14 protein-coding genes are annotated in these 12,141 nt (G+C 41.7%); 9 read left to right on the top strand and 5 right to left on the bottom strand.

The features are described from left to right. The first annotated feature begins 9 nt into the window (after nt 1–9). Together NSS67_RS16450 and NSS67_RS16455 are read left to right on the top strand one after the other, a co-directional pair. Entirely contained in the window at nt 10–528 is a 519-nt protein-coding gene (locus NSS67_RS16450) for a sigma-70 family RNA polymerase sigma factor (RefSeq protein ID WP_339314338.1), read from the top strand. Next, nucleotides 521–1,498: a DUF4179 domain-containing protein gene (locus NSS67_RS16455; RefSeq protein WP_339314340.1), complete on the top strand. Its 978-nt coding sequence runs from the start codon at nt 521–523 to the stop codon at nt 1,496–1,498. Before NSS67_RS16450 ends, NSS67_RS16455 begins: the two co-directional genes overlap by 8 nt. Nucleotides 1,499–1,612: 114 nt before the next feature. Here NSS67_RS16455 and NSS67_RS16460 read toward each other — a convergent pair whose 3' ends face one another. Both NSS67_RS16460 and NSS67_RS16465 read right to left on the bottom strand, forming a co-directional pair. Beyond that, a complete protein-coding gene (locus NSS67_RS16460; protein WP_339314342.1) occupies nt 1,613–2,056 on the bottom strand; it encodes a DUF441 domain-containing protein in 444 nt (147 codons plus the stop codon). A 1-nt stretch (nt 2,057) separates the two neighbouring features. Then, a complete protein-coding gene (locus NSS67_RS16465) occupies nt 2,058–3,062 on the bottom strand; it encodes a YpdA family putative bacillithiol disulfide reductase (protein WP_339314344.1) in 1,005 nt (334 codons plus the stop codon). A gap of 179 nt (nt 3,063–3,241) precedes the next feature. Between NSS67_RS16465 and NSS67_RS16470 the strand changes: the two genes are divergently transcribed. The 4 genes from NSS67_RS16470 to rsgA all read left to right on the top strand — a co-directional run bounded on the left by NSS67_RS16470 (nt 3,242) and on the right by rsgA (nt 6,834). After that, nucleotides 3,242–3,838 (top strand): metalloregulator ArsR/SmtB family transcription factor, encoded by a 597-nt coding sequence (locus NSS67_RS16470; protein WP_339314346.1) that lies wholly within the window; start codon nt 3,242–3,244, stop codon nt 3,836–3,838. 121 nt (nt 3,839–3,959) lie between these two features. Further along, a complete protein-coding gene (locus tag NSS67_RS16475; protein WP_339314348.1) occupies nt 3,960–4,415 on the top strand; it encodes a DUF3939 domain-containing protein in 456 nt (151 codons plus the stop codon). A 164-nt stretch (nt 4,416–4,579) separates the two neighbouring features. Further along, nucleotides 4,580–5,251 (top strand): HAD family hydrolase, encoded by a 672-nt coding sequence (locus NSS67_RS16480; protein WP_339314350.1) that lies wholly within the window; start codon nt 4,580–4,582, stop codon nt 5,249–5,251. Between the two features lie 491 nt (nt 5,252–5,742). After that, nucleotides 5,743–6,834, top strand: coding sequence for a ribosome small subunit-dependent GTPase A (rsgA, locus tag NSS67_RS16485; protein WP_339314352.1), 1,092 nt, complete (start codon nt 5,743–5,745; stop codon nt 6,832–6,834). 139 nt (nt 6,835–6,973) lie between these two features. On the opposite strand, the gene NSS67_RS16490 is transcribed toward rsgA, so the two are convergent. After that, on the bottom strand, nt 6,974–7,600 hold the full coding sequence (locus NSS67_RS16490; RefSeq protein WP_339314354.1) for an FMN-dependent NADH-azoreductase: 627 nt from the start codon (nt 7,598–7,600) through the stop codon (nt 6,974–6,976). A 212-nt stretch (nt 7,601–7,812) separates the two neighbouring features. Between NSS67_RS16490 and NSS67_RS16495 the strand changes: the two genes are divergently transcribed. Continuing rightward, nucleotides 7,813–7,950, top strand: a complete 138-nt coding sequence (locus NSS67_RS16495; protein WP_339314356.1) for a hypothetical protein — start codon at nt 7,813–7,815, stop codon at nt 7,948–7,950. A gap of 123 nt (nt 7,951–8,073) precedes the next feature. Here the strand turns inward: NSS67_RS16495 and NSS67_RS16500 are convergent, their stop codons facing one another. Next, on the bottom strand, nt 8,074–8,313 hold the full coding sequence (locus tag NSS67_RS16500) for a hypothetical protein (RefSeq protein WP_042128392.1): 240 nt from the start codon (nt 8,311–8,313) through the stop codon (nt 8,074–8,076). A gap of 142 nt (nt 8,314–8,455) precedes the next feature. On the opposite strand from NSS67_RS16500, the gene NSS67_RS16505 reads away from it, so the two are divergent. Then, nucleotides 8,456–9,121, top strand: coding sequence for a hypothetical protein (locus NSS67_RS16505; RefSeq protein WP_339314358.1), 666 nt, complete (start codon nt 8,456–8,458; stop codon nt 9,119–9,121). Here the strand turns inward: NSS67_RS16505 and NSS67_RS16510 are convergent. Next, nucleotides 9,108–10,808 carry an alpha-amylase family glycosyl hydrolase gene (locus tag NSS67_RS16510; RefSeq protein ID WP_339314360.1) on the bottom strand — a complete coding sequence of 567 codons (1,701 nt, stop codon included), beginning with the start codon at nt 10,806–10,808 and terminating at the stop codon, nt 9,108–9,110. The two genes, NSS67_RS16505 and NSS67_RS16510, sit on opposite strands and share 14 nt — an antisense overlap. Before the next feature lie 272 nt (nt 10,809–11,080). Here NSS67_RS16510 and NSS67_RS16515 point away from each other — a divergent pair, with 272 nt between their 5' ends. Next, a complete protein-coding gene (locus NSS67_RS16515) occupies nt 11,081–12,103 on the top strand; it encodes an ABC transporter substrate-binding protein (protein WP_339314362.1) in 1,023 nt (340 codons plus the stop codon). The last annotated feature ends 38 nt before the right edge of the window (nt 12,104–12,141 follow it).

Below are 12,141 nucleotides of genomic sequence, written 5' to 3' on the forward strand. Positions count from 1 at the left end.
AGTGAGAACTTGAATACAACTGAGCTGGAAGAAAAGGCGATAGCTGGCGATGAAGACAGCTTTACAGCCTTGATTGACGGGATGCAGGAGCGGATTTACCGTATGGCATACTCGTATGTGAGGAATAAAGATGATGCGCTAGAGATAGTGCAGGAGACCGTCTACAAAGCTTATATCTCTATTCATAAACTACAGCAGCCTCAATATTTTAAAACGTGGATTATAAAAATAGCCGTTAATTGTTCCTTGGACTTTATCCGTAAATCTAAAAAAGTGGTGTATATGGACAAAGATCCCGAATCCAGCTACGTTTCTAAACCCATTGAAGAAGTCATTGATCTTCAGGAGGCGTTAGGCGAGCTTGATGAAAAATCAAGAATGATCATTGTTATGAGGTATTTTGAAGACTTGCCTATAAAGGGAATTGCCGGGGTATTGGACATGCCAGAGAGTTCAGTGAAAACCGTCATTTATCGGGGGTTGGGAAAATTGAAAATTAATTTGAAGGGGAGTGGATACTTTGGATAACCGACTTGAACGTTTACAGCAAGCATACAACGATATCGAAATCCCTGAAGAATTATCATTGGCTTCTCGTAAAGGCATTGAAAGAGGTAAGCAATATAAACAAGAGCAAAGTCATCAACTAGATAATCAAACTAAACAAGTGAAAAGAGGAACAAAAATGAATGGATTGAAATGGACAGGATCAGTTGCAGCAGCTATATTAATTTCTTTTACGGTGGGCGTAAATACAGTACCAGCCTTCGCAGACAGTTTACATGATGTGCCGGTTCTCGGTAAGCTAGTAAGTGTATTGAAATTCACTGATGGAAGTGCAGGGGGCGGTACGATTCAGGATGGCGTAGATGTTAACTTCATTTCATTGAAACAAGATAAGAAAAGTGATCAAATGATCCTGAACTTTGCGAATTCGGACACAACGCAAGACCTAGCAAGCTCGTATAATGTGAAATTCACAGACAATCCTTCTGTAATGACCGTTACTGTGCATGGGGCTAGAAATTTCTCAGCTGTCAAAGATCTCGAGACTTTAAAACAAAGCAAGTATGTTCAGGATGCGTATCCTTTAATAACATTGGATGACTCGGCTATACGTTTCAATGTAACCTTCAAAGAGCCGGTTGCTTATGAGGTGAAGGAATATAAAGATCCGGCACAAGTGGCAATTACATTGAAGGATAAGAAGGGTGACGAGGGAAAACAGGATACTATCTACTCCGTGAGAACCATCTCTCTGCTTGCTGATGAGGGGTTAGCCGTGAACGAAGAAATGGTATTCGGATTAAAAGACGTCCGCATATTGAAAGACAATGGTGACATGTACTTAGTGGAAGCCGGATATTTCGATACAGAAGCAAAAGCCACTGCCTTTTTGAAAAAAATCCAGAAAGAAAAAGGTGTCGGTGAGTATTGGATCGTTGAAAAAAGAACTTCTCAGGAAGCTCCAAAATGTATTCCTCAGCTTGGCGTCTAAAGATAGGGACTATTTCTAGATAATTGTTGTACAAAAAAACTATTTGTGATAAAAAAAAGAGGCCTCGTCATCCACCTTTCAGTGGAGGACGAGGTCTTTTTGGTTGCCCATATTTTACATTTTGCCAATCAAGAGCGACAACAAACCGGCTGCAATAAGCGGTCCTACCGGGACACCCTTGAACAATGCAACGCCAATCACTGTTCCGATCAGGAGACCAGCAACAACTGTGGGCTGATTGGTCATAAGGATGGCTCCACGCCCACCAAGATAAGCGACGAGAATGCCGATCGCAATCGCTAAAAGAGACTTCCAGTGAAGAAACGATTGACCGACCATTTGTAGCGATATTTTACCGCTGGCCAAAGGTGTCATGACTCCGATCGTAAGAACGATAATCCCGATGGTTAAACCGTATTTTTCTAGCCAGGGAAAGGTCTGCTGCAGGCCAAGAACTCTTAGCAGTAGTAGGACGACCATTGCTATTGTTACTGGGGAATTACTGCTGATAATCCCGAGCGCAGCAAGTCCAAGCAAAAGCAAAGAGGTCATGTCCATCTTAAATGTTCAACTCCTTATTGTGAGAACTGCGTTTCGAAAGAATATGATCAGCGATAAGTTTACCATGCCCACGTCCTGTCTCAATAAACACTTCATTCGCATTGCGACCTGAAGCGATTACTCCTGCAACGTAAAGACCTGGCACATTGCTTTCCATGGTTGAGTGGTTAAACGCTGGCTTATCCAAATCGTCATCCATGACTACGCCGGCTGAAGTGAGAAGCACTCGGCTAGGCCGGAAGCCAGTCAGAGCAAGGACGAAATCATTATCTAATGTTTTTTGGTTTCCGTCGTGATGTGTGACAATGACCGAGCTTGCAGTAATTTCAGTGACACGTGATTCCAAATGAAGTGTGATTTTGCCTTTCTGCACTAACCCTTCAAAGATTGGCCGAACCCAAGGCTTTATATTCGTGGAAATGCTCTCACCGCGATAGACCATATCTACAGTTGCTCCAACTCGCATAAGCTCCAGGGCTGCATCTACAGCGGAATTACTGCCACCAATGACTGTAACCTTCATCCCTGTATATGGATGGGCTTCGCCGAAATAGTGGGTAACTTTAGGAAGTTCTTCCCCTGGAATACCGATCATATTCGGCTGGTCAAAGTAACCCGTAGCTATAACTACATTAGCGGTGATTCGTGTTTGATGCTCACCTCGCATATTGGACGTATGTACAGCAAAGGTTCCATCCTCAAGTGGCTCGATGGACAATGCTTCTTCGTAAGCGGCGATATCTAGACCATATTGCTGAGCTGCTCGGCGGTAATAGACAAGCGCTTCATGGCGGTAGGGTTTATCATTGGTCGAGGTGAAAGGAACATCTCCGATCTCCAATAACTCAGCTGTACTGAAGAATTGCATATTTGTTGGATACAAATAAATTGAGTGAACGATAAAGCTTTTTTCAATAATGAGACTGGATAGTCCTTGGCGCTGGCATTCGATCGCTGCCGATAGACCGCAAGGACCTGCACCGATAATAATTACATCTTTCATACAGCGGGTTACCTCCTGATTGTTACTATCTTTTCTTTAAATCCTACCCTAAATTCATTCATTTTGCCATAAGCGTAAGATTAAACATAATAACCATTGCAACTGTAATGTTGATTGTTATATAATTAGATATATATCTAATGTGTTTCTTGCTTATGAAGTGAAGGAGTGTGATTCCAGTGCAGTTGGAAAAAATAGTTAATTATCATAAAGCTTTGGCTGACCCAACGCGATTACGTTTATTGTTGCTTCTGTCGCAAGGAGAAATGCACGGACAAGCGCTGGCTGAAAAATTGAATTTGTCGCAACCAACAGTAACTCATCATGCAGGGAAATTGCGTGAAGCGGCTCTAATTAAGGAACGACGCGACAAAAATACGGTTTATTTTAAGCTGAATCCAGAGTTCATTAGTAGTGGCGCTGAGGCTTCAATTCAGTTTATTTTTTCGAAAGGAGCGAGGAATATGGAAGAGAAGTCACCTGAGAATAGTCTTAAGGAATCTGTGCTTCGTAATTTTTTCTCGAAGGATGGTCGACTTCGGCAAATCCCGGCACAATACAAGAAGAAGTTGATCGCGCTTCAGTACATGGTAGAGAAGCTAGAGCCAGGGGTGGTTTATACTGAGAAGGATATCAATGAGTTCATTAAGCAGTTTCATGAAGATTTCGCCACCATTCGGCGTGAATTTATTATGCATCAGTTTATGTACCGTGAGAATGACAAATACGAGCTTAATCCTCAAGAAATATGGACACGTTGGGAAGATGTCACTTAATGATCATAAATTTGTTAACGATTTGTGTCGAATGGGAATATGCTGATTAATAAAGAGGAATTCGAATATAATATAATTGTAAGCGCTAACAAAGCTGGCTTTTAGAGAGGAGAATTCCCATATGTTTTTCAAACGCACAAAAAAACAACCCAAATCCGATCATGTAACCGTTACCTTGACTCAAGTAAAACAGGCGATTAGAAAATTTGAAGAAGAAATGCCTGCGCTCATTAATAGAACAGCCTTAATCCTTGACGATAAAAGAATAGACTTGAGTCGACTAAAACGATATTTAGGTGGAGTACCGGAGCAGAATTTCTATATGTCACGTGAGACCTATGAAGTTTTCGAGGAACAAGATAAGCTAGTTCCGTATTATCTTGATATGGTTCAGTCCGCTGTAGACAATTACATCAGTGATACAGGTCAACTGCCACTCGTTGAAGATGCTTGGTTACCAGAGGTTCATTATCGATTGCTAGCTACAGAAAGTTATCTTAAAGAAACCCCTCCCTTCCCTCTATATATAACTCAAGAGGAAATGATGCTGACACATCGAGCGGAGCATTTTGAGTAGATGAGTGATGAATCTGAAGTAAATCATATAAAGGCCATTCGGTAGAAGAGGAGATAGTTGTTCCTTTTTACAGAATGGTCTTTTCATTGTCTCCAAAGGCATAGTACAATAGATTTCTAAAAGTTCAAGTCAGAAAATCAACATCACATAAGGGGAATCGCTTGATGAAAGAATTACAAGCTATATTATTTGATCTGGATAATACATTAATGGATCGCGATAATACATTTCGTAGTTTTACTACTCAGTTTGTTCAGGATTTTCTAGGACATCTGGAACCTGCGGAAGCGCAGAAGGTTATAGAGGACATGATCCTCAGAGATGCTGATGGATACCGTGATAAGGACGGATTCTTCGTGGAGCTAAGCGAGGTACTACCATGGGAAACGCCAGTTACGGCTGAACATATTCGTGCGTATTACGATGCAAGCTATATTAATCACGGAGCAACGATGAAGCATGCCGTGGAGGTTCTAAAGTACTGCATAGAGCGTGGTTATACCCTTGGGCTGGTTACTAACGGCAAAGTGGACATTCAGAATACTAAAATTGATACCCTTGGCCTAAGAGAGTACTTCAAGGCTATTGTCATATCTGGAGAAGTAGGAATCGCTAAGCCTGATCCTGAGATATATCAACTTGCTCTAAATAGATTGGGAGTTACTGCGGATCAGACGTTGTTTATTGGAGACCATCCAGTGAATGATATCTGGGGAGCAGGCAAAGCAGGGCTTCAAGGAATTTGGCTGCAAAGAAAACATGCTTGGGACGATCAGCTGGACATACAACCTTGGAAAATGATTCATGAGTTGAATGAGCTTAAGTCCATTTTGTAATAATTTGAAATTTGTAGTTGACATTATACTGCTGCGCCGATTATGATAACAGCATCTTATTTCGGAAGGAGACGATGTTTTATGACAGTTTTTAATGTAAGTAATTCAACTGTTGTGGATACGTGTCTTCCGGGAACAGCTGCTGCCGAATAAATGATTCGTGCAGTTTAGCAGATAAGCTCTATTACGCTTATTAGAGCCGCGGGAACCGTATCGGGTCCGGCGGCTTTTTTGCGTGTATAGATCCGATAGGATTTGTAGTTTAGAGTCTATTTATCTATATATCGCACGGAAAAATGAACTTATCCTAGTTTTTTGGATGAGACACTTTCTGATTGTGTGTGCACTTTTTGTCCTTTTCGTCCTAGAGGAGTTCATAAAGTGTAGACCGCCGCCGGAGTCATAATTTCCGGCGGCTTTTTGTGTTCTCGGAAAACGCTAGAAGTGTAAGGAAAATAAAAAATATAAACATATCGTTTGGGAGGATTTAAATGACTAACATACAGCAATATGGATGGAATGAAAACTGGAATACGAAATGGAATGAAAGGTGGAATCAGCCGGAGGATAAACAACATATTCCCGGAAGAATCGTTGGAGATTTTGGAAGTAAGTATAGGGTGATGACTGATTTGGGTGAGACATGGGGAGAGCTATCAGGTAAGCTGAGACACACGTTTGTTGCTTCAGGTGATTTTCCTGCAATCGGTGACTGGGTGGTTCTTTCAATGCAGGATGGCGGTGAACACGCAATTATACATGGGGTATTGCCTCGGCATAGCGTCATCTCACGTAAGGTAGCAGGTAACACACAAGAGGAGCAAATTGTTGCTTCGAATGTAGACACCTTATTTCTGGTCAGTGCTTTGAATGATGACTTTAATGTTCGGCGAATGGAGCGATACCTAATCATGGCTTGGAACAGTGGAGCAAATCCAGTCATTCTGCTGACAAAAGCGGATCTTTGCTTAAATGCAGATAGTAAAATCGCTGAAATGGAAAGCGCCGCTCCAGGTGTTTCAGTTCATGCAGTTAGCGCATTGCAGGATGATGGACGTGAGAAACTGCTGCCGTACATCGGCAGAGGACAGACAGTGGCTCTAACGGGCTCATCAGGCTGTGGTAAATCAACGATGGTCAACTGGCTATGCGGTAAGGACCTTCAGCTTACACAGGATGTTAGAGAAGGGGATAGCCGCGGACGTCATACTACTACTCACCGTGAATTGTTTGTTATGCCAGACGGAGGAATTATAGTGGATACACCGGGGATGCGTGAGCTACAGCTGTGGGAAGATGAAGGTGGACTAGATCTGGCGTTCAGTGATATCAGCAGTTTAGCTGCCGCATGTCGTTTTAGTAACTGCAGACATGAACGTGAAGAGGGCTGTGCGGTACTGGAAGCAGTTCGAACTGGTGAGCTAGAAGAGAAGAGACTGCTGAACTATCGAAAGACACAGCGTGAGCTGCTGTACCAAAGCACCAAAGAGGTGAAGCTCAAAAGAAAAAGCACTGCTTCTTCTAAAGTCAGCTCGTCAAGGACTAGAGGGAACGGATGGCGCAAAGAATTGGATGAGTATTAGAAGGATTTTAAAAGACGTGGATAGGTACATTAGGCGTGTATAAATAGGATAGAAAATTAAAAGGGGCCGTCCCAGCAGCCATTTACATGGCTTTTGGGACAGCCCCCTTATATATTGAATCGGATCTTTTAGGCTTAGATTAGAATGATGCAGCTGTTTCTTTAGCCAATTGTAGTCCGTTCTCGATGATTTCAGCGGATTGTGCAGGAAGTTGGTTGTGACCTTCGATGATTACTTGTGTAATATCTTTGATACCCCAAAGGTTAAGGTTACCAATGATGAAGTTTACAGCCATTTCAGCACTTGCTGCAGGACCTTCGGAATAAATGCCGCCTCTAGCGTTCAGGACGATTGCTTTTTTACCAGTCAAAAGACCAACTGGACCTTCAGCAGTGTAAGAGAATGTTTTGCCAGCTTGGCAAAGGTAATCGACATAAGTATGCAATACAGCAGGTACAGTCATGTTCCACAGAGGGAAACCGAATACTACTTTATCAGCAGCGATGAACTGTTCCAAATATTTATTAACTATAGCAGCACCAGCTACTTCTTCAGCTGTTAATTCGTAACCTTGAGCAGCTTTGTACATAGCAGTGATCAGAGTGTTGTCGTAGTAAGGAAGTTGCTCTGCGAACAGATCAAGTTCAGTGATTTCATCCTCTGGATTGTTGAGTTTGTAGTTCTCCAAGAATTCGTTGTAAAGCTTAACACTTACGGATTGTTCTGCTGGACGATTGTTTGCTTTGATAAATAATACTTTAGACATTATGATTGCTCCCTTGGATGTGTGTATTTAATATTAACTATAAATAATATAGCATGTATTCTTTTGTTTGTAAATTATTTTTTTGTAATTGAATGCTTACTTAAGGAACAAGAGTTTGAAAAACTAAAATCCCGGTTAATAATCTTACAAGGGAATAGGAAATATTTGCCTATATCCACGAGTGTTAGAATGAATTAAAAGGAGCGATTGATATGTCCATCGATCGGTTTATCATTAAGAAATTGGACAGCTGTCACGAAGAGCATACGCGTCAAAATTTAGTGAATCTTTTTAAACTTCGAATACAAAAAGCTGAAAAAGAAGAGAAAAAGAACTATAAGATTAGCTGAAATTGCCCACTACTAGTGCAATCATTACGTTATAGCTGCTCAACTTAAAAACAGCAAGTCTCATCAGAGACTTGCTGTTTCGTGTGCGAAATCCTGAAGGTTTACAAAAAAACTACCCCTCTATTAATAGAGGGATAGCGCCAATGAATCATTTTCACTATAACTGTGCAATATAGCTTCAGAGCCTTTAATTTCGATACTAATCAGAGAATTTAGGCATTTCTGGATGGCGTTTTTGCCCTTTTGAATTTTGAGCTCCAGCGTACTGTTAAGTAATCTAAGTACTTTCTGAGTGGGCTGTTTATTTTCTGTTGTGAAATACACAGGTACAAGTTTGTTTTGAAATGTGATGAGCATTCTCATTTTGAAGACACCTCGCTAAAAGTATTTCATGTTAATGATAATACCCTTTGTTTCTTAATTTTACCTTAAAATTAGCTTATGATAACATAAAGATTGTTATATTAATATACATATATATGTAATACAGGAAGGATACAATGATGTGAATGACAATGGATTGGCGGATTTATCGCATTTTTTATTCCCAGATGGAGCAAAAGGTAAAGCAATAATGGACCAGTTACATAATGGCTCTACCGCAAAACGGATCTGTAGATTGAAATATAAAGAAAAGGAGGAGATGAAGGATCTGTGCTTGCAAATACATAAAGATCGAATATTAGTAATCTGTAATAGTAAACCAGAATCCCTGCCCTATGAATTAAAGGACGAAAGTGAAACGGAGAGCTTTTGTCTTCAGTTGTTCGAATGTGAGAACAAGGAGCCCAACAATAATGGGATTCCGGCATTACTAATGTCAAGAAGAAGGTTTGAGGAGCTGAGAAGAAGCTCTTGCTCATCCACACTGCAAACGCTCTCAGATTGTTTAGCCGCCGAGACAGGGGATGATGTACATTCCATCCAACTAGCACGAGTGATGAAGTGCTTCTTGGCAGAGGGAGAAATACGACTCTACACATCTAGTGATAGTGGATGGAGGTTCCAAAATGCAAGCTTCATGGGCGATCATTCCAGTGGCTGGTTGCTGCGAATGAGCAGTGATCCTTCCAAAGACTGGCTTATTGCCCTTCCGATTACGAAAGCACAATTATGTGGTTCAGTAACAAAGTGGATATTGCAATCCTCTCCATTTCTCACTCCACTATAGCAGTTGAATAGGGAGGAAGGGTGAGCTGGTCTGACTTCAAGGTCGCTTTATCAGATATCGTCTTTAAGATCTTGGAATAAGAGAAGCTATCAACATTGGGATGTAGTTCAATCGTTTGTTCTTCTCCAGTAAGGTTATGAACGACGAGCACCTGATCCTGAGTTGTTAGTCGTTCGTAAGCCATAACCCCGGTATTGCCAGAAGCATAGTCACGGATTCCACCATCCCGGAGCGCAGGGAACTCATTTCTTAATGCAATAAGTTCACGATATCTTACTAGCAGTGAGGTGCTGTCATTTAACTGGCTTTCGACATCAACGCTAATCTTGCCAGCATTATTACTTCCGGCCTCCCAAGTAGTCTGCCCCTTTCCTTGAACGGTTGCCATCCATCTCATGGGCTCTCGAATCCCCTCATCTGGCTTCACACCAAGCATTCCGATTTCTTCACCGTAATAAATAAAAGGATTTCCAGGCAAAGTTAACAGTAGGGCTGCTGCCATTTTAGCATGGTTTGAGTTGTTGTCTAATTGACTCATGACTCTGTTTTGATCATGATTCGTCAAGAAAATAGCATCGGTAAAATGGTTATCGGATATGTTGGAATACAACTTATACGTTCGTTCCAGCGTAAAGGCAGTCCCACTGTCTTTTTCAACTTTTACAGAATTCACTAGTGTTTCTGCTAAGCCAAAGTTAAAGCTTGAGTCAAAGGCTTGATCTAAATAAGCCCCAACGGCGACAGCAGAGTTCTCCCATACCTCGCCGACTATATATGCCTCTGGATTTACTTCAATCATGGCTTTGCGGAACTCTTGCCACCAGGATACATTTTTAACGGTTGTGGCCTCATTTTTGTCACTCAAGAGATCTTCGTAGATATGCTTCGCAGCATCTAGTCGAAATCCATCCACACCTTGCTCCAGCCAAAACTTTCCGATGTCTTTCATTTCAGTACGAACCTCAGCATTATCGAAATTCAGATCAGGCATGCCTTCCCAAAATCCGCCCAAATAATGACTGCCAAGTAAAGAATGCCACGCATTTCCACCACCCGCTGAGCTGGCGCCGTTTGCGGAACGACCTTGGTCTTCAGCCCATACGTACCAATCGCGATATTTACTGTCGGTGTTTTTAGCCGAGTCTACGAACCATGGGTGTTCTTTGGAGGTATGATTCACAACCAGATCCATTACTATTTTGATTCCTCGTTTATGCGCTTCTGTAATTAGCTCCTGAAAATCCTCAAGCGTGCCATAATCAGGATTTATCGCACGATAATCGGTTACATCGTATCCATGATAGCTTGGCGATGGGTTGATGGGCATGAGCCAAATCCCACCGATCCCCAAATCGTCTTTGGTCTCGGGATTCCCATCGTTTAAGTAATCTAGCTTTTGGGTGATTCCTTTGAGATCTCCAATGCCATCCCCGTCTGAATCGTAGAAGGAACGAACAAATAATTCATAATAAACCGTGGAGGGTTGTTCGTCCGCCACGGTTTTGACTTTTGCAGCTTGGGGAGCAGCGGTGCTCTTTACTGAGTCTGCTTTAGGGGAAGGAGAGGCAATGGATTGCTTGTTGCTTTGATTTCCGGAACAACCGGACAGCAGTAATGCGGTTAGACTGATGCCCACCAGACTGCATATGGTCCTCTTTTTGGTTATGGATGTAACACCTTTATACATATTAAATATCCCCTTCAGTTCCAATTTTCCTATACAAGAAATGGAAAGCGCTTTATTTCCTATAGTACCCGAATGTAACCCTGTGGGTAAAACGTTTGCACAGATACAAAAACAGCAAATTGATCGATATTTAAGCATTATTTCAATAGAAATCACTACTATCATGGTTATTCTTGATTTTCCCTATGTTATTGGAGGTTTTAACCTTTTAGTAGGCATCTGCATATGCTTTAAGCAAGGGCGAAGGACCCGGTAAGAAAGGAGAATGAAGAATGAAAATTAGGAAAAAGCTGTCATTGTCGCTCATGATCATTACTTTATGCTTTTCAGTGCTTGCCGGTTGCGGCGGAAAGTCGGAGCTGGTAAAGGTGAAGATTGGTGAAGTTACCCGTTCTGTCTTTTATGCACCCGAATATGTTGCCTTATCTCAAAATTTCTTTAAAGATGAAGGACTTGATGTAGAGCTGCAGACGATCCCCGGTGGAGATAAAACGATGACTGCACTCCTCTCAGGCGCTATCGATGTTGCATTAGTCGGTTCTGAAACCTCCATTTATGTGTATCAGCAGGGTTCAGATGATCCGGTCATTAATTTTGCACAGCTGACTCAGAGGGACGGAACTTTCTTGTTTGCACGTAAGGCTGACGGAGAATTTAACTGGGATAAAGTAAAGGGGTCTACCTTCCTGGGGCAAAGAAAAGGCGGTATGCCACAAATGGCAGGCGCGTTTACTTTAAATAAAAAAGGAATAGATCCTACCAAAGACATCACCTTGATCCAAAATATTGACTTTGCCAATATTGCAGGTGCATTTGCTTCAGGTACTGGCGATTATGTGCAGTTGTTTGAACCACAAGCTTCTATTTTTGAACGTGAGGGCCGAGGGGAAGTAGTGGCTTCGTTTGGTGTAGAAAGCGGCTATTTACCGTACACCGTGTTTATGTCTAAGAACAGCTATATTAGTAAAAATGGAGATACGGTACAGAAGTTCACTAATGCGATCCAGCGTGCTCAGCTTTGGGTGAAGGAACATAGTCCTGAAGAAATCGCGGATGCGGTTATGACTTATTTTGATAAGACGGATAGAGATATTGTGGTCTCAGCAGTCAAACGATATAAGGAACAGGATACCTATGCAATAAATCCAATTATAGATAATGAAGAATGGAACAATTTGCTTGATGTTATTGATCTTGCTGGTGAGCTTAAAGAACGTGTTCCCGCTGATAAAATAGTGAATAACAGCTTTGCTGAGAAAGCTGAGAAGAGTATAAAGAGCAGCGACTCAAAATAAGAGAGAACCAAAAATCCTAAAAAGGATTATGTAAATTT

It is taken from the genome of Paenibacillus sp. FSL R10-2734, from assembly GCF_037963865.1.
Taxonomy (GTDB): Bacteria; Bacillota; Bacilli; order Paenibacillales; family Paenibacillaceae; genus Paenibacillus_AQ.